Origin of the sequence: Novimethylophilus kurashikiensis (genome assembly GCF_003112435.1) — a bacterium.
Taxonomy (GTDB): domain Bacteria; phylum Pseudomonadota; class Gammaproteobacteria; order Burkholderiales; family Methylophilaceae; genus Novimethylophilus; species Novimethylophilus kurashikiensis.
Map to the genome: position 1 here is coordinate 1 of NZ_BDOQ01000001.1, position 22,260 is coordinate 22,260.

At 57.8% G+C, this 22,260-nt stretch carries 14 protein-coding genes; 7 read left to right on the top strand and 7 right to left on the bottom strand.

Features of this window, described 5'->3' with window-relative positions:
- From NMK_RS18930 to NMK_RS00020, 4 genes are all read left to right on the top strand, one after another.
- A partial coding sequence (locus NMK_RS18930) for a VCBS domain-containing protein (RefSeq protein WP_146187104.1) occupies positions 1-1,892 on the top strand: 1,892 nt, incomplete at its 5' end.
- Positions 1,893-2,150: 258 nt separating this feature from the next.
- Positions 2,151-3,596: a TolC family outer membrane protein gene (locus tag NMK_RS00010; protein WP_109013711.1), complete on the top strand. Its 1,446-nt coding sequence runs from the start codon at positions 2,151-2,153 to the stop codon at positions 3,594-3,596.
- Between the two features lie 170 nt (positions 3,597-3,766).
- Positions 3,767-4,432 (top strand): transglutaminase-like cysteine peptidase, encoded by a 666-nt coding sequence (locus NMK_RS00015; protein ID WP_109013712.1) that lies wholly within the window; start codon positions 3,767-3,769, stop codon positions 4,430-4,432.
- Between the two features lie 25 nt (positions 4,433-4,457).
- Entirely contained in the window at positions 4,458-6,413 is a 1,956-nt protein-coding gene (locus NMK_RS00020) for a bifunctional diguanylate cyclase/phosphodiesterase (protein WP_109013713.1), read from the top strand.
- Between the two features lie 428 nt (positions 6,414-6,841).
- Here NMK_RS00020 and xseA read toward each other — a convergent pair whose 3' ends face one another.
- Positions 6,842-8,131 carry an exodeoxyribonuclease VII large subunit gene (gene xseA, locus NMK_RS00025; RefSeq protein ID WP_181376120.1) on the bottom strand — a complete coding sequence of 430 codons (1,290 nt, stop codon included), beginning with the start codon at positions 8,129-8,131 and terminating at the stop codon, positions 6,842-6,844.
- Between the two features lie 76 nt (positions 8,132-8,207).
- Between xseA and ybiB the strand changes: the two genes are divergently transcribed.
- Positions 8,208-9,167: a DNA-binding protein YbiB gene (ybiB, locus tag NMK_RS00030; RefSeq protein WP_109013714.1), complete on the top strand. Its 960-nt coding sequence runs from the start codon at positions 8,208-8,210 to the stop codon at positions 9,165-9,167.
- A 35-nt stretch (positions 9,168-9,202) separates the two neighbouring features.
- Here ybiB and mfd read toward each other — a convergent pair whose 3' ends face one another.
- Complete coding sequence (mfd, locus tag NMK_RS00035) at positions 9,203-12,604, bottom strand: transcription-repair coupling factor (RefSeq protein ID WP_109013715.1); 3,402 nt, start codon at positions 12,602-12,604, stop codon at positions 9,203-9,205.
- Positions 12,605-12,907: 303 nt separating this feature from the next.
- Here mfd and NMK_RS00040 point away from each other — a divergent pair, with 303 nt between their 5' ends.
- Positions 12,908-13,111 (top strand): cold-shock protein, encoded by a 204-nt coding sequence (locus NMK_RS00040; RefSeq protein ID WP_109013716.1) that lies wholly within the window; start codon positions 12,908-12,910, stop codon positions 13,109-13,111.
- Between the two features lie 132 nt (positions 13,112-13,243).
- Here the strand turns inward: NMK_RS00040 and ahpF are convergent, their stop codons facing one another.
- Positions 13,244-14,788, bottom strand: coding sequence for an alkyl hydroperoxide reductase subunit F (gene ahpF, locus NMK_RS00045; RefSeq protein ID WP_109013717.1), 1,545 nt, complete (start codon positions 14,786-14,788; stop codon positions 13,244-13,246).
- Between the two features lie 182 nt (positions 14,789-14,970).
- A complete protein-coding gene (gene ahpC / locus NMK_RS00050) occupies positions 14,971-15,540 on the bottom strand; it encodes an alkyl hydroperoxide reductase subunit C (protein WP_109013718.1) in 570 nt (189 codons plus the stop codon).
- 288 nt (positions 15,541-15,828) lie between these two features.
- Between ahpC and NMK_RS00055 the strand changes: the two genes are divergently transcribed.
- Positions 15,829-16,029 carry a hypothetical protein gene (locus NMK_RS00055; protein ID WP_109013719.1) on the top strand — a complete coding sequence of 67 codons (201 nt, stop codon included), beginning with the start codon at positions 15,829-15,831 and terminating at the stop codon, positions 16,027-16,029.
- Positions 16,030-16,044: 15 nt separating this feature from the next.
- On the opposite strand, the gene NMK_RS00060 is transcribed toward NMK_RS00055, so the two are convergent.
- From NMK_RS00060 to aas, 3 genes are all read right to left on the bottom strand, one after another.
- Complete coding sequence (locus NMK_RS00060; protein ID WP_109013720.1) at positions 16,045-18,759, bottom strand: DUF2339 domain-containing protein; 2,715 nt, start codon at positions 18,757-18,759, stop codon at positions 16,045-16,047.
- 123 nt (positions 18,760-18,882) lie between these two features.
- Complete coding sequence (lplT, locus tag NMK_RS00065; protein ID WP_109013721.1) at positions 18,883-20,064, bottom strand: lysophospholipid transporter LplT; 1,182 nt, start codon at positions 20,062-20,064, stop codon at positions 18,883-18,885.
- Between the two features lie 46 nt (positions 20,065-20,110).
- Positions 20,111-22,231, bottom strand: coding sequence for a bifunctional acyl-ACP--phospholipid O-acyltransferase/long-chain-fatty-acid--ACP ligase (aas, locus tag NMK_RS00070; protein ID WP_109013722.1), 2,121 nt, complete (start codon positions 22,229-22,231; stop codon positions 20,111-20,113).
- Positions 22,232-22,260 lie beyond the last annotated feature (29 nt).

Here is a 22,260-nt window from a genome sequence, read left to right on the forward strand (position 1 = left end):
TGTGGACCTACAACCTGGACAACACCAAGACCGCGACCAATGCCTTGGCAGAAGGTCAGACTGCGACCGAGAAGTTCACGGTAACGGTGACGGACGACAAGGGCGCCACCTCCACGCAGGACGTGACGATCACGATCACGGGTGCCAACGACAGCCCGGTGATCAGCTTTGCGACAGGCAATGCTGCCGGCAGTGTGAAGGAAGACGCAACCTTGTCGACCACGGGTCAACTGACTTCGGCCGATCCGGATACGGGTGCTACGGCGACCTGGAGTGTGAGCCCGAACAGCCCGACTACGAGCAGTTCGTACGGTACCTTCAGCGTAGATGCCACTGGCAAGTGGACCTACACGCTGAACAACTCCAGTGCTGCCGTGCAATCGCTGGCACAAGGTCAGACGGTGACGGAGACCTACACGGTTCGTGTGACGGACGACAAGGGTGCGTGGGATGACCAACAGGTCACGGTTACCATCAACGGTACCAACGATGTTCCTGTGATTTCTCAGAACACCCATGTTTGGACGCCAGACTCGTTGACAGAAATGGCAGCCAGCGCTTTCCCCAATGGCTATCTGTTGCGGATTGCTGCGCCTACCGATGTGGATACAACTGATGTTCTTACCATCAAGGTCACTAACATCCCGACGGCTGGTACTGTTGGCTACTACGACAGTTCAAATGTCTTCCATGCGGTAGCGGTTGGTGACGTATTGACTTCGCTGCAGCTGACAACGTTGGTTTATAAGCCTAATGGAGTGGCTACGTTTGATAGTTCCGGTAACGTGATTACTGGTAATGACGATGGTTACTTCAAGTACTCTGTCACTGATTCGGCAAATGCAACAGTCAATGGCCAGGTGGAAATTTCTACCCTGGCTGGCACTGGGGCGCATACCACGACAGTTACTATTGGCGATGGCTCGCATCCTCTTAATTCCGGTTCGAGTCAGACCACCAACTATATTGTAGATAGCAATATTTCTAATGATTCAAACTACAATACAGGTGCCATCGTTCTCAAAACGGACTTCCAGGTCGCTCCATTCCAGACACCTATTTCTGGTTCTGAAATTGCTCAAGCCACTAGTGCCGTAGAAGCCCAAGTCTCGGTATCCATCAATATCGCTGGCCATGTATTTAATGTGGTCCAAGCAAATGATGGAGTTGCCAACTGGACTTTGGTGAACAGTGGAAATGTGACATTCTCTTCCAGTGTGTCCTTCACCAATATCAAGGATTCGAATGGATTGTCGCTGGCCGACTTCCTCACCTCGCATCCTCCGACCACCGGTGATTCTTGGACTGTCACCTATATGGATAACACTGGCGGCAATGAGCAAGCTCGCTACCTGAGTGTTGGATTCGTGGATGATGTAAATGGTAGTACCAAGATGGTTGCGACTGGTGACGGTACCATTGACATCATGTACGGCAGCACTCAGAACGATACGCTGACCGGTAATGGCGGGAACGACATTCTGGTTGGTGGAAAAGGTGATGACGTCATGTTTGGTGGAGCTGGCAGTGATATCTTCGAATATCACACAGGTGATCTGACGGGCGTAGTGAAGGGAGACACGATCTCTGACTTTACTGTGGCAAATCCGAGTGCAGGTGGTGACGTGCTGGATATCAGTGCATTGTTGACCGGCACACATGCAGCTAACGGCTCAGATTTGGTCAGCGGTGGCTATCTGCGATTCGATGCTGTAACCCACAACTCCGACGGCACGACTACAGTCAAATTGAGTGTGGATGCGGATGGCTCTGCTGGTAGTGGTTCGGCTTTCGTGCCGTTAGCAACCATCACGATGTCTGGGCTGAGTGCTACAGCAACTCAGGCCGATATCCTGAATGCGTTGGTTAATAATCACGAAATCAAAGCCTAATAAGTAGTTTAGGTCGCAACAACACAGGCGCCTTCGGGCGCCTGTTTTTCTTTGTAGTTTCTCCAAATTTAAGCTAAGAAAATTCCTACAAACCTAACTCAACCCCAACTATTTTGGTGTATCATTTCTGCAACGTCTTTTGCAGGACTGAATCAACTTGTAAGAAAGTCCTTGCAATGAAGAGTTTAAGGACTTAATTTTACTTAAGACCTGACGTATCTCGAATAGCCATCGGGCCATCATAAATTAGGGGGCAGTATGAATAAGAAGGTGATCTCCGCAGCGGTTTCGTTCGCTTGCGCCATTGGTTTTACCCATGCGGCTTTTTCCGCTACTTTGACGGAAGCCGTCGATCAGACAATCAAGACCAACCCGGATATCCTCATTGACGCTAACCAGCGTCTCTCCACTGACGAAGCAGTAAAGCAAGCCAAGGGCGGCTACTATCCCAAGGTTGATTTAAACCTGGGTTATGGTCGTGAATGGAGCGAAAATATTTCCACGCAAAACCGTCCTGGCAAGGATGCAACGCTCTGGCGTGGCGAGTCCGGATTGACGCTTTCCCAAATGATTTATGATGGTTCGGGTACGACCAGCGAAGTGAATCGCCAAAAGTCCCGTCAAAACTCTGCAGCTCACAAGGTTATGGGTACTTCCGAGCAGATCGCACTGAAGGCCATCGAAACCTACCTCGACGTGCTGCGTCGCGAAGAATTGTTGAAGCTCGCTCAAGAAAACCTGGCCGCGCACGATCGCACGTTCAGCCAGATCAAGTTGCGTGCCGATTCAGGTATCGGCCGCAAGGCAGACTTGGAGCAGGCACAAGCCCGTTTGTCCTTGTCCCAGGCCAACGTCGCTTCTGCCGAAGCCAACCTGCGCGAGGCTAACATCGCCTACAACAAGGTCATCGGTTCCATGCCGAGCAATTTGACCAAGCCGACAGCCATCGATGGCATCCCGGCAAGCGTGGACGATGCGTTGAAGGTAGGTTTGGATAACCACCCCATTTTGCGTTCTGCACTGGCAGATATCGAAGCGACTCGCGCTCAACAAGGCGCTGCAGAAGCACTGATGAAGCCCCGTGTGGATTTGGAGTTGGGTACTAACTTCAACCATAACCTGGACGGCGTGCAGTACAAGAGCAACGATTGGTACGCCATGCTGCGCCTGCGTTACAACCTGTTCCATGGTGGCGCAGATAAGGCCCGCATCTCTGAAGCCAGCGTGCAGACACAAGCGGCGATTGAGACCATGCACCGCACCCAGCGCCAGGTGGAAGAGAGCCTGCGTCTTTCCTGGAACTCCATGATCACCGCGCAAGACCGTATCCCTAAACTGCAAGCGACGGTCGAGGCTGCTGAGCGCACCCGCGATGCCTATACCAAGCAGTTCAGCATCGGCCAACGTACGCTGCTCGACTTGCTGGATTCTGAAAACGAACTGTATACCGACCGTTCCAACCTGGTCGAAGCCCAGTACATCGATATCTTCGCTCGTTACCGCTTGATGGCCGATATGGGCCGCTTGCTGGAAACGCTGGGCGTCGCCCCGCGTGAAGAAGCCAAGATCGGTGAGGCTACGATGGGCGGCTATGCCAAGGATGTGGCCAAGGCAAGCAACGAGCCGGCGCCCACAGCTGAGCCGGCACCGGCAGCCGAACCTGCGGCAGCGCCCGCTGAGGAAGCGGCTCCTGCAGCGCAATAAGCGGCGAGCTTGATCAGTGATGATCTTCAATAACAAACCGGCGTTCAGCCGGTTTGTTGTTTGTACGATCCGTAAATTGTCGTCAACAGAAACAAATACTTAACTTGAACTGCAAGCCGATGCGTTCATCCATAAGCCTAACCAGAGCCGTAAGCCAATGGGCACCCAGCATGCGCTGGTTGCTTGGCGCGCTGTTGTTCAGCGTTTCGTTGCTTTTGGCTGCGGCGGCTGGCGATGGCTTCACGGTTTCGATCTCCGATAAACAACTCTCGGCAATCGAGGCCAGATTCACGGCGGCAGGGCGCAAGCGGATCGTCGATTGGGTACAACTGATTTCGTCCAACCAGGGCAAGTCGGTCCAGGAGAAGCTTGCACTGGTTAATAACTATTTCAATCAAAACGTGCTGTGGGTTTCCGACATGGATCATTACGGCGTGCCCGATTACTGGGCGACGCCGGTCGAAACCCTGGCTTCCGGCGGTGGCGACTGTGAAGACTACGCCATTGGCAAATATTTCACCCTATTAGCACTTAGGGTACCGATGGATGCTTTGAAGATCACCTACGTCAAGGCTAATATTCCGCCCCCGAACAACTCGCACATGGTCTTGACCTACTATGCGACGCCGGCAGCCATGCCATTGGTTCTGGATAATCTCAATCCGGAAATCAAGCCTGCATCCGAGCGTCCCGACCTGGCACCTGTTTACAGCTTTAACGGTGAAGGCCTCTGGTTGGCAAAGGAACGTGCCTCGGGCAAGAGCGTAGCGGGCGGTTCCAGCGGTATCAGCATGTGGCGCGACATGATGACGCGCATGGGCAAAGAATTCGAATAGCAGGATTTAAGGTAAAGGAATCGAAATGACTCTCCTCAAGCAACTATTGGCGATGATCGTGTTGCTGTTCGTGATGCTCTTTGCCGGTAACTTTACGCTCAGCGTCCAGAACACGCGCAGCTACCTCAACAACCAGTTGAAGACTATTTCCCAGGACACGGCGACCTCGCTCGGCATGACGTTATCGCCGCATGTCAGCGCCAAGGATTTCGTCATGGTGGAACGCATGGTTAGTGCGGTTTCGGACAGTGGCTATTATCGCGAGGTGAAGGTTTCAGACGTCGAGGGCAAGCCTATCGTCGACAAAGTCCAGCAAGTCAACTTGAACGAAGTCCCCAAGTGGTTCATCGAACGCTTCCCGCTTGAAACTCCGACGGGCGAGGCGCTCATCATGAATGGCTGGCAGCAGGCCGGGGTGGTCAAGGTGCTAGTGAACCCGGGCTATGCCTACATGGCCTTGTGGACGAGCGCGATGCAATCCTTCTGGTGGTTTGCCGGAATGTCGGTGCTGGCTTCGGTGCTGGGCGTTCTTGCGCTGCACATCATCCTGCGTCCGTTGCGCGCAGTCGAGGCTCAGGCCCGTGCCATTTGCGACCGCGAATATCCGGTGCAGACCAAGCTGCCCTGGACGATTGAACTGCGCAGCGTGGTCGAGGCCATGAACCGCATGACCGGCAAGGTGAAGGAGATGTTCGAAGAACAGGCATCCTCCATCGAGCGGCTGCGTTCCGAAAACTACCGCGATCCGCTGACCGGCCTCGCCAATCGCCGTTATTTCGAGATGCAGTTAAAGCAACTCATCGACACTGCCAAACACGGTGCGGTGTTGCTGTTCGAACTCAAGGATTTCAAGGAATACAACAACAAGCGCGGCTACCAGGCTGGCGACGAATTGCTGCGCAATACGGCAGGCTTCCTCGAGGCTATTTGCAAGGCACAGCCTAATCCGGAATTCTTTACCGTACACCTTTCCGGCGCCAGTTTCGCCATCGTGATCTATAACGTGGACGAGCAGGAGGCCCGCGACCTTGGCGACCAGATCGTCCGTGCCTTGCCGCGCTACAAGGAACGCGGCCTGGTCGACGGGGAAGAAGTCGGTCATCTCGGTATTGCGTTGTTCGGCAACAACACCTACGGCGAAGTCATGTCCGCAGCCGACCTGGCCTTGCGCACGGCCCAGCAGGAAGGTCCGAACACCATGCACCTGATCAACCCGGCTCAGTCGGGTGCCAGCACGGTGAATACCTCGACCCGTTGGGGCGAAATTCTCAAGGATGCCTTGAACAGCAACCGTATCACGTTGTTGCTGCAGCCAGTGAAGGATGCCATCGATCCGGATCGCAACACTATCTTGCACTACGAATCGTTGATGCGCCTGACCGACGAAAAAGGCGAGGTCATCCCCGCCGTGGTCTACACGCCGATGGCCAAGCGCCACGGATTGACCACCGCATTCGACAAGGCCATGATCACCGAGGTGATGTCTCGCCTCGCGAGCAAGCGCTACGGCGATACGCCCATCGCCGTCAACCTGTTCCCTGCCAGCGTGCAGAACAAGGAGTTCGTCGATTGGCTGTGCGGCGAATTGGCCAAGAATCCGGATGCGGCTTCGCGTCTTCTCATCGAACTGTCGGAATACGGTGTCATCGAGAACATCGATGCATTGGCCGAATTCATCGGCAGGTTGTTCATGTACCGCACCCGCGTCGGCCTCGACCACTTCGGTCGCGGCTTCTCGTCGTTCGGCTACCTCAGCAAGCTCAAGTTGGACTACATCAAGGTGGATGGCAGTTACGTCCGAGGCATTATCGACAACAAGGACAACCAGTTCTTCGTCGAATCTGTCACCAAGGTGGCGCATGGTCTCGACGTCAAGGTGTATGCCGTCTCGGTGGAGAACGACGAGGAATGGAACTTGTTGGTCAGCCTGCGTCTCGACGGCGTACAAGGCTACGGTGTGGGACGTCCGGCGGATATTTAAGCTGGGAGGGAGTGCGGTTTTTACATAGCTTGCGTAAAGACCGCACCACTAGCCGTCAATGCCGGCGAAGGCTGGGATTCGTGGTTGTGATAAAAAGCCGAGGTTTCCTCGGCTTTTTTGTTTTTGTGCCGGGGTAGCCCGGCGGCTAGTTACTATCGTTTGCTCGCCCAAACGAAAGTAACCAAAGGAAATGGCGCCCTCTGTCGCGGTCCTTCGGATTCCCTTGCGCTGCGCGCCAAACCGGGCAGCTGCGGAACTCGGGCTTTCAGCCCTCAGACAGTCCTCGCCGACTACTCCCGACTTGGCTGTGCTGCTCAGCGCGGCAGAAGGGGAATGGGACTGGTGGCAAGCTAGAAACTTAGACGGGCTTGAACTTTAGCGCAGGCGGCCTCGCCTGTAATCGAACAATGCAGGCGAGGCCGCCTACGCTACAAGTCTCTGCCCGGCTCGGTTTTTTCGACTTTGACCTGACTATTCCCGACTGCAAACGTCACTTTCAGCGTTTCGCCTATCCTCAAATCTCCGCTGTTGCGCACGACGAGGCCTTCTTCGGTTTGTACCAGACTGTAGCCGCGTTCGAGCACGTTGGTGGGGTTGAGGTGTTGCAGGCTTTGGGCGAGACGTTCCAATCGCAGTTTGCGAATTTCGAAGCTGCGCAGCCCGGCCATTTGCATGCGCTGGGGCATGGGGGCGAATCCGGTTTGGGCTTTTTGCAAACTGCGTTGCATGCCGTGGTGAAGGCGCATGCGTACTTGCGCCAGCAGTTCGCTTTGTTGCCGGATTTTCTCGCCGGGATGGACGAGGCAGCGGCTTAGGTAATCGACTTTTTGCATGCGTTCGGCCAGTGCATGGCTCATCTGTCGCATCAAACGGCGTCCTAGCTGATTGAGCTGCGCAACGAGGATGCTGCGGTCCTGGCTCACCATTTCAGCGGCGGCCGTTGGGGTGGGCGCGCGTACGTCGGCGACGAAATCGGCAATGCTGAAATCCGTCTCGTGACCCACGCCGCTGACGACAGGCATTGGACAATCCGCGATGGCTCGGGCGACGATTTCCTCGTTGAACTGCCACAAATCCTCGATGCTGCCGCCGCCCCGGCACACGATGAGCACGTCGCATTCATTGCGTTCGCTGGCAGTGCGAATCGCTCGCGCAATTAACTCTGCGGCGCCTTTGCCCTGTACCGGCGTGGGGTAGAGTACGACCGGCAGGCCGGGCATGCGGCGGCGCAGGGTAGTGATGACATCGCGCAGCGCGGCGGCGTCTGGCGAGGTGACGATGCCGATTTGACGTGGGTGTTCGGGCAGCAGGCGCTTGCGTGTCGCATCGAACAAGCCCTCCTGCTGTAGCTTGGCCTTGAGCCGCTCATAAGCTTCGAACAGCGCTCCCAGCCCGGCACGGCGTAGTGCCTCGATAGTGAGCTGGAATTCTCCGCGGGCTTCGTACAGCGAAACCAATGCCCGGGCTTCCACCTGGTCGCCTTCCTTGGGCTGCCAGTCGAGGTAGGCGTTGCGGCTGCGGAACATCACGCATCGCACTTGCGCTTTGGAATCCTTAAGCGAGAAATACCAGTGGCCGGAGGCGGCGCGCGTGAGGTTGGAGATTTCGCCACCGACCCACATGAGCGGGATGCTGCCTTCCAGCAACTCGCGCACGGAGCGGTTGAGGTCGGAAACGGAGAGAACAGTCGGGCGGGCGGAAAACAGGTCTTGGCTCATGGCGCGATGATACTAAATGTTGCCGTCGCCGCGACAGGAAATCCTGACGCGACGGCAACACGGGTAAAATGGCGGTATGAACTACACGCAAATCATCAAGGAAGTCGGTCGCGGCGTAAAAGGTGCGACCGATCTCGACGAAGAGACCGCCTACGAACTCTACGGCAACATCCTTGACCACAAGGTGCCGCCCCTGGAGTTGGGCGCGATTCTGGTGGCCTTCCGCATCAAAGGCGAATCCGAGGCCGAAATGCTGGGCTTTCACCGTGCCCTGGCGAAGCGCATCAACCGCATGCAGCGTCCAGCTGGCAAGCCGTATCCCGTGGTGCTGCCGGCCTACAACGGGGCGCGCAAGATGGCTAACCTGCTGCCGTTGCTCGCGTTGTTGCTGCAACGCCACGGCGTGCCGGTGCTGATCCACGGAGTCACCCGCGATCCCAAGCGCGTCACTGCGGCAGAAACGTTGTCGGCAATGGGGGTGACGATTTGTAATAACGTGGCTGAAGCGCAGGCCGATCTGGACCAGAACGGCTTGGCGTTCATTACCGCCCGCGGCCTTTCCGAGCCGATGGACGATCAACTGGAACTGCGCTGGCGCCTGGGGGTGCGAGGCAGTACGCACACGCTTGCCAAGCTGGTTGACCCGTTTGCAGGGGAATCGGTGCGGGTGGTGAGTGTCACGCATCCTCCGTATATGGTCCGGATGGCTTCATTTATGCAGGCCGCCAATACCCGAGGTTTGCTCATGCGCGGTGCAGAAGGCGAGCCCTACGCCAATCCCAAGCGTTGCCCGCGTATCGAATTCTTCCATGACGGCACAGGCGAAGAAGTCATGCCGCAAGACGAGGGCGATGTGGAAATTCCGCAGCTGGCGGACGATTTCGATGTGGAAACGACCGTGCGCTGGACGCAGCAGGCGCTAGCAGGAGAAATCCCGATTCCAAAACCTATTATCAAGCAATTGGCCTGCTGCCTTTATGCCAGCGGCGCCGTGCCTGACATGGCGGCTGCATTGGCAGCGGTCAAACTTGCTTGACCTGTAGCGCAGGCAAGGCAGCCTGCGCTACAGAGTTAAGCTCCCTGCAACGACTTCAACACACCCTCCACAAAATCCGCCCGGCGGCGGACGTCTTCCTGCTTGACGGCGATGCGAAGCTTATCCGGACCGTTCATGCGATAGGCCGGGCTCTTCTGCAGGAGCTTGAGGATAATCAGCGGGTCCACCGTCGTATCCTGGGCAAAATGCAGTTGCACGGCTTCGCTGCTCGCATCGATCTTGATGATGCTGAGCGGCTTGGCAAGGATGCGCAGGCGATGGCATTCCATGAGCGCTTGCGTCTGGTCAGGCAGCAGGCCGAAACGGTCGATCAGCTCTTCCTTCATGTCCTGCAATTCTTCCAGCTGCGTGCAGCTTGCCAGGCGCTTGTAGAGCACCAGTCGCTCATGCACGTCGCCGCAATAGTCATCAGGCAGCAGGGCGGGCGTGTGCAGGTTGATTTCCGTCGTCACGCCAAGCGGTGCGGAAAGGTCCGGCTCCTTGCCGGCCTTGAGCTGCTTGACCGCGTGGTTGAGCATGTCGGCATATAGGGTAAATCCGATTTCCTGCATCTCGCCGGATTGATTGTCGCCCAGCAATTCGCCCGCACCGCGGATTTCCAGGTCGTGCATCGCCAGGTGGAAACCGGCACCCAGGTCTTCCAGCAGCTGAATCGCCTCCAGACGTTTTTCTGCCTGCGCTTTAAGTTTGATGTTGGGGTCAGTCAGCAAATAGGCATAAGCCTGATGGTGCGAACGACCAACGCGACCGCGCAGTTGATGCAGCTGTGCTAGGCCGAAGTTGTCGGCGCGATTGATGATGATGGTGTTGGCTGAGGGAATGTCGATACCGGTCTCGATGATGGTCGTACACAGCAGCATGTTGAATCGCTGCTGATAGAAATCGCGCATCACATGCTCCAGCTCGCGCTCGCGCAACTGGCCGTGGGCGATGCCGATTCGGGCTTCGGGAAGCATCTTCTCCAGCTTCTCGCGCATGCTGTAGATGGTGTCGACCTCGTTGTGCAGGAAATACATCTGCCCGCCGCGCTTGAGTTCGCGCAGGACGGCTTCGCGGATGATGCCTTCCGACCAGGGCGAGACGAAGGTCTTGATGGAGAGCCGCTTCTGCGGCGGGGTGGCGATGACTGAGAACTCGCGCAGGCCTTCCATCGCCATCGACAATGTCCGCGGAATCGGCGTGGCCGTCAGCGTTAGCACGTCCACCTCGGCGCGCAGCGCCTTGAGCTGTTCCTTCTGGCGCACGCCAAAACGGTGTTCCTCGTCGATGATGATGAGGCCCAGGTTCTTGAACTTGACGTCCTTTTGAATCAGCCGGTGCGTGCCGATGATGATGTCGATCTCACCCTTGGCCAACCCTTCCAGCGCAGCGCTTTGTTCCTTGGCGGTACGGAAGCGGGAGATTTCGGCGATCTTGACCGGCCACTCGGCAAAGCGGTCGGAGAAGTTGTTGAAATGCTGCTCGGCCAATAGCGTGGTGGGCACGAGTACCGCCACCTGACGGCCGCCCATCACTGCCACGAAGGCCGCGCGCAAGGCGACCTCTGTCTTGCCAAAACCGACGTCGCCGCAAACCAGGCGATCCATGGGCTTGCCGGATTGCATGTCTCGAATGACGGCTTCGATGGCGGCTTCCTGGTCCGGCGTTTCTTCGAAGGGGAAGCCGTCGGCGAAGGCGTCGTAATCCTGCAAGCTGAGCTTGAAGGCGTGGCCTTGGCGTGCGGCCCGCATGGCATAAAGATTGAGTAGCTCGGCGGCAGTATCGCGAATCTGCTTAAGCGCCTTTTTCTTGGCCTTGTCCCACTGTCCGCTGCCCAGTTTATGCAACGGTGCGGATTCTGCTGGGCCGCCCGAGTAGCGCGAGATCAGGAACAGCTGCGATACCGGCACATAGAGCTTGTCGTCGCCCGCGTATTCCAACAGCAGGAATTCCGTCGCACCCTCGCCGAAATCGAGATTGACCAGTCCTCGGTAGCGGCCTACGCCGTGCTGCTCGTGCACCACGGGATCGTGCTCGCGCAACTCGGCCAGATCCTTGAGCATGCCTTCGGCGTTGCGCGTTTTTTCCTTTTCGCGGCGGCGTTCCTGGCGCACCTGGCTGGGGTACAACTCACCTTCGGTGATGATGGCGAGGTTCTCGCTGATAAACCCGGTGTGGACCGGCGCGACCCCCAGCATGAACTTGCCGTTGCCGCCAACAAATTCGTTCCAGTCGCTGCTGGCTTGAGTCTTGATGCCGTGCTCGACCAGCATGTGCGACAGGGTTTCACGGCGACCCAGGCTTTCGGCAGCCAGCAGCACGCGGCCGGAAAAATTGTCGGCGAATCGCTTCAACCGCGCGACTGGCGCTTCGGCGCGCCGGTCGATGCCGATATCCGGGATAGGCAGCGCTTCGCCGTTACCTTCGCCGAAGCTGATACGGGCAAATTGGTGGGTGTGCGTGAAGAAATCCTCGCTCGTCATCATCAGCCGGTCGGGCGGCAAGATAGGCCGCTCGCGGTCGTAATCGAGCAAGCGGTGGCGCGAACGGGTCTCCGCCAGGAATGCTTCGGCGGCACGGTTAGGATCACCGTGCAAACATAGCAGGGTGTCGGACGACAGGTAATCGAACAGCGTGGCGGTGCTTTCGAAGAACAGCGGCAGATACCATTCCGCCCCGCCCGGCGCCAAGCCGTTGCTCACGTCCTTATAGATGCGGCTCTTGGAGGGATCGCCCTCGAAGGTCTCGCGGAAGCTCTGGCGGAACTGGTTGATGCCGGCCTCGTCCAGCGGAAACTCGCGTGCCGGCAGCAGGCGGATTTCGCTGACAGGGTAGAGGCTGCGCTGGTTGTCGACATCGAAGGTGCGTATGGTTTCGATCTCGTCGTCGAACAGGTCGATACGATAGGGCAGGGCGCTGCCCGTGGGGAACAGATCGACAAGTCCGCCGCGAACGCTGAATTCACCTGGTGACACCACCTGGTTGACGTGTTGGTAGCCCGCTTTTGCACATTGGGCACGCAATGCCTCCAGATCGAGCTTTTCGCCTTTTTTCAGCAAAAAGCTGTGCGCAGCGAGGTATTGCTGCGGAGGCAATCGCATGAGCGCGGTGCTGATCGGCAGCACGGCGATATCGCATGCGTTGTTGCCGATTTGATACAGTGTGGCGAGGCGTTCCGAAACGAGATCGGGATGTGGCGAAAAATGATCGTAGGGCAGCGTTTCCCAGTCCGGCAGCAAATGCGTGGAAAACTGAGGCGCGAAGTATTTGATTTCTTCCACCAATCGCTGTGCATCGGCCGGGGTTTCGGTAACGATGACGATGGATTGCGGTGTCGCGGCTTTAAGCTGTGCAAAATATAAACTATCCGCCGAACCGTATTGGCGGGGTTGACGCAGCAGGGCGCCGGGCTTGGGCAGGGAAATGCGGAAAGACATGGAAGACGTGACGACGATACTCAGGAAATGCCGATATTATAAACTTTGCGGCGGCGCTGGCATGCGCCTAAATGTGCGGTTTCGCACGGTTTTTTAGCTAAAATACGGCTGTGTTCGGCCCCGGCGGCGGATGTCGTGCATTTTTTTATAGAAAATGTTTGCACAGATGTAAATTGTATGTATGATGCCTCCATCTGTAGGATTCAAGTTGTAGAATTGCGGCATCGCTAGTTGACCAATATTTCCCTTGATTTCGTACAGTACGGACATATCGTCCAATTTAAATTTGTTAAGGAAGATAGCATGGCAACAGGTACCGTTAAGTGGTTCAACGACGCTAAGGGTTTTGGTTTCATTACTCCGGACGGCGGCGGCGAAGACCTCTTCGCACATTTCTCCGCGATCAAGAGCGAAGGTTTCAAGACCTTGCGCGAAAATCAGCGCGTGACCTACGACGAAGCTACTGGCCCCAAGGGCAAGCAAGCTGCGAACATCATTCCTGAGTAATTTCTCGGGAATACTAAAAACCCCGATTATCGGGGTTTTTTTATGCCCGTCGTTTGCGTAAATGCTGTCGACGGGAGCTAAAAAAAGGCCTCGAAGCATTGGTTTCGAGGCCTTTTGCATGGGCAGCCGATGTTAGTGGCGAATCAGATGGTCGAACGTCCCGAGTGCCGCCTTCGCGCCGTCGCCCATCGCCGTGATGATCTGCTTGTACGGCACTGTCGTCACATCTCCTGCTGCGAATACGCCTGGGATGGAGGTCTGGCCGCGCGCATCGACTTCGATCTCGCCGTACTTGCTTAATTCCACCGTGCCCTTCAGCCAGTCAGTGTTGGGCACGAGGCCGATTTGGATGAATACGCCTTCCAATTCCAGGCGATGACGTACTCCGCTCGTCCTATCGATGTATTCCATCCCGTTCACGCGCTGACCGTCGCCTGTGATGTCCATAGTCTGTGCGTTGGTGAGAATGGTGACATTCGGCAGGCTGGCGAGTTTTTTCTGCAATACCGCATCCGCACGCAGTTTATCGGCAAATTCAAGCAGCGTGACGTGACCTACGATACCCGCCAAGTCGATAGCCGCCTCCACGCCCGAGTTGCCGCCTCCCACCACCGCCACACGCTTGCCCTTGAACAACGGCCCGTCGCAGTGCGGGCAGTAGGCCACGCCCTTGCCGCGATATTCCTTTTCGCCGGGCACGTTGAGTTCGCGCCAGCGGGCGCCGGTCGCCACGATCACGGTTTTGCTCTTCAATACGGCGCCGCTGGTCAGGCGGATTTCCATGAGTTCGCCGGGAATCAAGGCTGCGGCGCGCTGCACGTTCATCACGTCGATGTCGTAGCTTTTGACGTGCTCTTCGAGCGCGGCGACCAGCTTGGGCCCTTCGGTTTCCTTCACCGAGATGAAGTTTTCGATGCCCAGCGTATCCATCACCTGGCCGCCGAAACGCTCTGCCACGATACCGGTGCGTACTCCCTTGCGGGCCGTGTAGATCGCCGCCGCCGCGCCAGCGGGGCCGCCGCCGACGATGAGGACATCGTACGGGTCTTTGGCGGATAACTTTTCGGCATCCCGGGATGCCGCGCCGGTGTCGATACGTGCCAATATCTGCGCCAACTCCATGCGTCCCTGGCCGAAGTGCTCGCCGTTAAGGAATATCGCCGGCACCGCCATGATGTTGCGCGCCTCGACCTCCCGCTGGAACACGCCGCCGTCGATCATCACATGGCTAACGTTGGGATTAAGTACCGCCAACAAATTAAGCGCCTGAACCACTTCCGGGCAGTTGTGGCAAGAGAGCGAAATAAAGGTCTCGAAGCGGAACGTACCCTCCAGGTTGCGAATCTGCTCGATCACTTCTTCGCTCACCTTGGGCGGATGGCCGCCGACTTGCAGCAGGGCCAGCACGAGCGAGGTGAATTCGTGCCCCATGGGAATCCCGGCGAAGCGCAGGTCGATATGGCCGCCAGGGCGGTTGAGCGAGAACGACGGTGTGCGCTCATCGGCGTCGCGTCGTTGCTCGAGCGAAATCCTGCCGGACAGCCCGGCAATGTCTTCGAGCAAGTCCAGCATTTCGCGCGATTTGGCACTGTCGTCCACATAAGCGACGATTTCGATGTCGTTGTTCAACTTGTCGAAATGGGCCGTCAGTTGGGCTTTGATGTTGGTGTCCAGCATGATTTCACTCTCATTGATTAAAAACCGCTGCGGAAAATCGTCTGCTGCGTTGCGCGGTACTCGCTTCCTCGCCGTACTCATGTACTGTCTCGGTCGCTGCGTTCCGGGCGCCTTGCATCCAATATTCCTCGCTGGTTTTTAGTTTTTAATAGTTGCCCGGGGCTAAGCCCGGGCTGAATGCATTAGATCTTGCCGACCAGGTCGAGCGACGGTGCCAGCGTGGCGTCGCCTTCCTTCCACTTGGCCGGGCAGACTTCGCCTGGGTGGTTGGCGACGTATTGCGCGGCCTTGATCTTGCGCAACAGCTCGGAAGCGTCGCGGCCGATACCGCCGGCGTTGATCTCGATGATCTGGATCTTGCCTTGCGGGTCGATCACGAACGTGCCGCGTTCTGCCAGGCCGGCTTCCTCGATCATCACGCCGAAGTTGCGGGAGATCACCCCGGTTGGGTCGCCCACCATCGGGAAGTCGATCTTCTTGATGGTGTCCGAGGTGTCGTGCCAGGCCTTGTGGGTGAAGTGCGTGTCGGTGGAGACCGAATAGACTTCCACACCCATTTTCTTCAGCTCGGCGTAATGATCGGCCAGGTCGCCCAGTTCGGTCGGGCAGACGAAGGTGAAGTCGGCCGGGTAGAAAAACACGACGGACCATTTGCCTTGCAGGTCGGCTTCAGTCACCTGGACGAAGTCGCCGTTGTGGTAAGCGGTGGCCTTGAAGGGCAGGACGTTGGTGTTGATGAGAGATGCAGCCATGTTTCGCTCCTTGTTCAATTGGTTGATTGAGACTACGGAGTGAATTCTAGGGATGGCTTATTGATATTTCCAATTGATTGTTTAGATATTGATGATTTGAAAAAATTATCGATAGAGTGAGCTCATCATCAATTGAGTAAAGCTGAATACGCAGCCTGTTCTCTTCGCTATGGAGGTTGGAGGATTTAATCGCTCCAAACGTTAGTGCCACGATTCGTTGGCTAGCCCACTGAAAATTCAGGCGGTTTCCGGAGACCATGAACATTCAAGCCCAACAGGAGATTAGCCATGAAATGGACCGGTTTGTTTTTCCTGGGTTATGCCTTATTCATCATCGGCGTTCTGGCCGCCTTGTGGAAGCTGGGTGTGCTCGCCGACATCGGCACGACCTGGACTTTGATCGGCCTGGTGATCGCGATCGGTATCGGCGTCATGGTCGCGGTCTCGAGCAGCGGCATCAAGGAGAATATCCAGATCGACCGCAAGTAAGCGACTGCAGGAATCTTATGAACGATCCGTTGCGCCTTCTTTCGGAGGGATCGGCGAAAAGTAGCTCGCCAGTATGGTCAGCAACGCAATGCCGAGCAGAGACAAGGTCCAGGTCACCGTCCCGCGGTTCGCCATGTCGATCATCAACAGTTTCACGCAGACCGTCCCTAGCAGGCCGAAACCGCCGAACCACAGCATGCGCTGGCCCTTGCGCGTAGCGGTCAGCATCAGGGTAATCGCCAGCAAGGTCCAGATGAACGACAGGGTTTGCTGGAATGCCGCCGACGACAGCATGTCGCCGAGCGTGAACGGCACCCCGCCCCAGTGATGCACCAGGCGTGCTGCCAGGCTGCTCACCCAGATAAACCCCGAAATGCCCGCCAGCGCATAGGCCGCCGTGTCGTTGCGGTTGTCGCGAGATAAATGGCGTCCCCACAAGAGCAGGCTGGCCATGCCCGCAAACAGCGCGATATCGAAAAAGCTCAGCAACGGCAGGTATGGCAGGCCCGATCCGCCTCCCGCATGGCTGAGGCAGGCATGCACTGTCCAGACGCCGACGAAAAAGGCGATGGGGGCATTACCCAGGCCCTGGTAATCGGCGAGTGGAGAGGAGAACGGCCAGCGCTTACCCAACCCTCCCAGATTAGGTAGGAGCAGCCCCGCGGCCAGTGCGATTTCCCAGCCCAACAGCTGCCACAGGGTATTGCCCGGTACCAGGTGCTGGCCCAAGTGGGCAAGTTCACGTCCGGCGAGGCCTGTCAGCAGCCAATAAGCCGCGAGGTGGCGCAGCATGAGCAGCCAGTCCTGGCCGTCCTGTTCTTGGCGGTGCAGCACCTGGTAATAGCTGAACACAGACAGCGGGAAGACGATGATCAGCGTATCGTGCAGCACGTGGCCTTGTTCCAGAAGGGCTAGCAGGGCGATGAAAAACACGCCGGCGTCCTGGAGCAAGGCGGCCAATCTTAGTTGCACCCAATCCAGGTGTCGGCCCCAACGTTCGGCAGCGGCACCTGTCGCCATGCACAGCAGGAGCCAGGCGGCATGTTGATGCGGCCCTGGCACATGGCGATCGATTTCCGCCCAGCTTGCCCCCATCCACCACAGCAACCCCCAAATCAGCATCAGGGTGGAGTAGGGCAGCAGCGCCGGTGTGCGCAGCTGTCGGGCGCTTATGAGTCCGGTGGCGGCGATCAGCAGGGCGCTGATGTAACTGGCATTGAGCACCGGAATGTCGATATCGAAACGTTGGCCGTGCGCCAGCAGGTACAGCCCGGCATAGACTTGCAATGCCGCCCCACCCAGGCGCAATAGCCAACGATTTTGCGCTACGCCCAGCCACAGCGCCGCAGCACCTTCCAACGCCCACAAGGCCACCGTCAACTGCACGTCGAATGCCAGCGGTACGGCGAGCGTCAGGAAAACCAGCGCCATGCCCAGGTAACTGTTTTCCATCACCATCAAACGGTCGTCTTCGCGGCGCCGCACCAGCCACCACAAGCCGAGGTAATACACGCTGGCGCCTAGCGACCACCAAGCCAGTGCAATATCGTTGCCATCCAGCAGGCGTCGTTGCAGTGCGGCCGTGACCAGCGGCACGCCAAAGAGGACTGCGCCTTCCAGCCAGCCTTGCGTGCCTGGGGCCTTTAATACGGCATAGGCGGTAGGAACGAGGGTGTACATCAGGAAAAACAGCAGCAGGAAAAACTGCGTGGTGCCGTAAAACTCAGGCCGGTAGGAGAGCGACGCCCATTCCAGGCCGATGACGAAGGTGAACGCGACACCCGCGAAGTTGAGCGAACGCCAGGCCTTTGACCAGTTCACCCACAGGATGAAAGTGTTGAGCAGCGCGAAGTAGCTGAACAGCGCCACATGGTTGCCCTCGTCGCCCGCCGCCATCACCGGCGCGAGAAAGGCGCCCGAAATGCCCAGCACGGCGAGAGAAGCCGCATTCTGTGCCGCGGCGAGCGAAATGCAGACGACACCCAAGGCTGCGAACAAGCCGAATGCCGGCGCATGACCGATGAACTGGTAGCGCGCCAGCATGAAATACACGATGAGGTACAGGATGCCGAAACCGCCGCCCTGCGCCGCAAAACCGAACATGCGGTGCACTTCCTCGCGCGCCTTGGTATGGCCGAGTACGATCAGCGCAATACCGGCCACCGCCGAAAGCAGCAATCGCATCTGGATCGGCAAGAGACCGTATTCGGCCATCAGCTTGAGCGCCGATCCCACGGCGAAAAACAGCAGCACCACGCCCAACTTGGCGAGAATGTTCCCGCCGAACAGCCAGTGCCAGAGTTGGGAAGGGGCTTTGATGGAAGCAGGCGATGGAGATGGAAATTCTGGAGCCGATTTTTGTGGTTGCTCTGGCTCCAACGGTGTTGCACTCATGGATGGAATGGCTTTTTCCTCCATATCTACCGCTGTCATCGATGCTGCGAGGGCCGCTTCCTGGGCTATCGATGATTCGACATCGGAGCTGGAAGGGGCGAGCTCTACGGAAGTCGCGGCAATAGGAGTAGTCGGGGCTGCCAGGCGCTCCTTGAGTTCCGCGACTTCAAGTTCCAGCGCCCTTAAGCGACGGGATAAATCTTTCGTATCCTCGCCGCGCTTGCTGTCGATGAATAAGCCGAACACGGCGCCTAGCACCGCGCCCGGCAGTAGTCCCACCCCACCGCCAATCGATCCGCCGATCACAGTTCCGATAATCAAGCCCAGCAGCCACATGCTTCCCCCTAGGTGCAAGTCATTGCAGTTTGGTATATCCCCGATGTGCCTTTCAGGCTATTTTCGACGATTTTAGGCTTGGCTATATCTATCGCCTATAAGGGCGGTGCCGGATGCAAGCCGCTACTTTTTCATGAGGCGCAGCATCGCCAATAATCCGATGGTCAGCGTCACCACAGCCCCGAATACGGTGGCCGATTGCACGACCGGCATGCCGGATTTATCCATGAGGGTATAGAGGCCCACCAAGCCTAGCATGGCAATATTCTCAACAAAATTCTGCACGGCTACTGCATGGCCTGCGCCGACCGATTCGTGACCGCGTTCCTGCAACAGTGCATTGAGCGGTACGACATAAAAGCCGCCGCAAGCCCCGACTAATAGCAGCAGCGCGATGGCCGGATATAAATGCGTGAGATGGGCGAAGACGATGATAATCAGGCCGATCAGGATGCCCGCCGGCAATACGCGGTTAACTTTGTCCAGGCCCACGAAACTTGCCGCCGCTGCTGCGCCTAGTGCAATGCCCACGGCTACGCCGCCGCTCATGTTGGCCGGCATGCTCAAGTCTGCAATGCCCAACGCCACCGGGACCCAAGCGACTAATAATAGGCGCAGTGTCGAACCGGCACCCCAGAAAATACTGGTGCCCAGCATGGAGAAGCGGGCATCTGGGTTGCGTATCAAGGTGGTCAGGGCGGAGAAAAAGTCGCGTATCAATGCGATGGGAGAAATATGTGGAAGCGCATGCGCCACCGGCAGCCGCGGGATCAAAGTATTGGCACCCGCAGCCAGCAGGTAGCAGCCGCAGATGCTGACCAAGGCCGTCACCACCGAAATATCCGCGAGCTTGCCGCCCACCACGGCACCCAACAGGATGGCGACGATGGTCGAGCCTTCCATCAGGCCGTTGGCCTTGACCAGCTTATCCTTGCCGACCAGCTCGGACAAAATGCCGTACTTGGCCGGCGAATACGCCGCTGCGCCTATCCCCACCAGGTTGTAGGCGATCAAGGGATGCAGCCCCAGCAGCATGGCGGCAGCGCCGACGAACTTCATTGCATTTGCTACCAGCATCACCCGCCCTTTGGGCCACGCATCAGCGAACGGCCCCACGAAAGGCGCGAGGAAAATAAACGCGACGACGAAGGCTTCCTGCAGCATTGGGGTCTGCCAACTCGGCGCGGCGTGCGCTTTCAACTCGGCAATGGCCGCAAACAGCAAGGCATTGTCGGCCAGCGCCGAGAGGAATTGCGCGGCGAGGACGGCGATCATGCCGCGTGAGAGGAGGTTATTACTTGTCATGGATTTTCCTTGGATGCAGTCTGCGCTACAAGTTGAACTGACGATTTCATGCCGTTTCCGCCATCTGTTTCAGCGTCACATAATCCGTCTTGCCCGTTCCCAGCAGCGGTAGTTCCTTCACCGGCACGATCTTGCGCGGAACGGCGAGTTCCGGGCTGCCGAGTTCTCGGGCGGCGGTGGATAGGGCATCGCGGGTGAGGGCGGTATCGGTGGTAAACAGCACGATGTTTTCGCCGCGCTGCGGGTCGATTTGCGTAGTGGCGGCGTGCTGATATTCCGACGAGGCGCGATGGGCAATCTGTTCGACGGTTTCGAGCGAGACCATTTCGCCGGCGATCTTGGCGAAACGTTTGACGCGACCTTTGATGCTCACGAAACCGTCGGCGTCGATCTCGACGATATCGCCGGTGCTGTACCAACCGTTTTCGGGTGCTTTCAATACGCCAGGGGTATCGAAGAGGTAATAGCCCAGCATGACGTTGGGGCCGCGCACGCTGAGGAGGCCGCCGGTCTCGATGCCGGGCACGGCTTCCAGCTTGGGTTCCAGGCCGGGCAATAATGGACCGACAGTGCCGTTGCGGCAGGCCATGGGGGTGTTGACGGCGAGCACGGGGGCGCATTCGGTGGCGCCGTAGCCTTCGAGGATGCGGATGCCGAATTTTTCCATCCAGGTCTTGCGCACTTCTTCGTTGAGTTTTTCTGCGCCGGCGACCACGTAGCGCAGTTTGTAGAAGTCGTAGGGATGGGCGAACTTGGCGTAGTTGCCGAGGAAGGTGCTGGTGCCGAAGAGGACGGTGCAGCCGCGGTCGTAGATGATTTCCGGGATGATGCGGTAGTGCAGCGGCGAGGGGTAAAGGAAGATTTTCGAGCCGGTGACGAGCGGCATGACGGCGCCGCAGGTAAAGCCGAAGGCATGGAACAGCGGTAGTGCGATCATGAATTTGTCGGACGGCGAGAAATCGATCACCGCGCGAATCTGGGCGATGTTGGCGAGAATGCCGCGATGGCTGTGCACCACGCCCTTGGGCTTGCCTTCAGAACCAGAGGTAAACAGCACGACCGCAGACTCGTCTGGGTGAACTTCATGCGCCGCGGCCTTGGGAAACCAGCGCGCAAATCCCAGCAGCCAGAGCTTGTCCCACAGCGTGAAGGTCGAACGTAAGTCTTCGAGGTATACCAGTTGGACGCCCTGCATGGCGTTGACGGTCTCGCCCAGCTTGGCGGCTTCCAGGAACTGGCGCGATGTGATGATGGTACGGATATTCGCCGCGATGCAGGCGTTTTGCATGCCCGCTGTCCCTGCTGTGTAGTTAAGCATTGCCGGAACGCGATTGACCGCACTCATGCCGAAGATCAGGCAGACGGTGTTGGAGACATTGGGCATGAGTACGCCGACGGTTTCCTTGGGCGCAGAGATTTTTTCGACCATGCGGCCGAGCGCCAAGGAGCGCGTCAGCAGTTCGCCATAGCTTTCCTCGACCTGCTTCATGTCTTCCAATAGCCGTGTGCTGCGACCATGGATGTCGACGGCATCGACCAGCGCGCTGAACAGGGTCTGCACCGGCTGCGACTTGAACAGCATTTCCTGCATCACGCGGCGCATGGCTTCGCCTGCCATGCGGCGGCGCAGTTTGGCCGTCGGTGCCGTCGGCATGTCGATGCGGGTGGTGGCGAGAAAGGTCAGGCTTATTCTGGGGAAGAGACTGCGCGGGTAGTTGCCCGAGAGCCGACTGAAATAGGAGCGGGCGGCGCCGTCGAGGCGCACGGGGAGGATGGTCGCGCCGGTCTTGGCAGCGACAAAACCCGGGCCGTCGTAGACCTTCATGAGGCTGCCGGTGAGCGTGATGCGGCCTTCGGGGAAGATCACGACGGATTCGCCGGCTTCCAGCAGCTTGATGACTTTTTTCATGGCCAGCGGGCTGGTGGGGTCCACGGCCAGATGCGGCACCTGGGAGAGAATCAGGCGGAACCAGACGTTGTGCAGCACCGTGGTGTGCACGACGAAGGTAGCGCGCACCGGCAGGAACAGCCCCAGCAGCAAGCCGTCGAGGAAGGATTCGTGGTTAGCGACGACGAGCAGCGGGCCTTGTTTGGCTTCGGGTGAATCGCCATGGAGACGTACCCGGAACAGGATGCGGAAGAACATCTGCAAGATTGTTTTTATCATCAGTTACCCCTTGAATTTCGTCGTAGCAG

Bases quoted from the DNA above. Each gene is read 5' to 3' on its own strand.
- NMK_RS00060 (WP_109013720.1), bottom strand. From the start codon at position 18,759: ATGTGGCTGCTGGGCTTGATTATCGGAACTGTGATCGGCGGATCGATT.
- NMK_RS00020 (WP_109013713.1), top strand. From the start codon at position 4,458: ATGACTCTCCTCAAGCAACTATTGGCGATGATCGTGTTGCTGTTCGTG.
- xseA (WP_181376120.1), bottom strand. From the start codon at position 8,131: ATGAGCCAAGACCTGTTTTCCGCCCGCCCGACTGTTCTCTCCGTTTCC.
- ahpF (WP_109013717.1), bottom strand. From the start codon at position 14,788: ATGCTGGACACCAACATCAAAGCCCAACTGACGGCCCATTTCGACAAG.
- lplT (WP_109013721.1), bottom strand. From the start codon at position 20,064: ATGACAAGTAATAACCTCCTCTCACGCGGCATGATCGCCGTCCTCGCC.
- NMK_RS00010 (WP_109013711.1), top strand. From the start codon at position 2,151: ATGAATAAGAAGGTGATCTCCGCAGCGGTTTCGTTCGCTTGCGCCATT.
- NMK_RS00015 (WP_109013712.1), top strand. From the start codon at position 3,767: ATGCGCTGGTTGCTTGGCGCGCTGTTGTTCAGCGTTTCGTTGCTTTTG.
- NMK_RS00055 (WP_109013719.1), top strand. From the start codon at position 15,829: ATGAAATGGACCGGTTTGTTTTTCCTGGGTTATGCCTTATTCATCATC.
- aas (WP_109013722.1), bottom strand. From the start codon at position 22,231: ATGATAAAAACAATCTTGCAGATGTTCTTCCGCATCCTGTTCCGGGTA.
- NMK_RS00040 (WP_109013716.1), top strand. From the start codon at position 12,908: ATGGCAACAGGTACCGTTAAGTGGTTCAACGACGCTAAGGGTTTTGGT.
- ybiB (WP_109013714.1), top strand. From the start codon at position 8,208: ATGAACTACACGCAAATCATCAAGGAAGTCGGTCGCGGCGTAAAAGGT.
- mfd (WP_109013715.1), bottom strand. From the start codon at position 12,604: ATGTCTTTCCGCATTTCCCTGCCCAAGCCCGGCGCCCTGCTGCGTCAA.
- ahpC (WP_109013718.1), bottom strand. From the start codon at position 15,540: ATGGCTGCATCTCTCATCAACACCAACGTCCTGCCCTTCAAGGCCACC.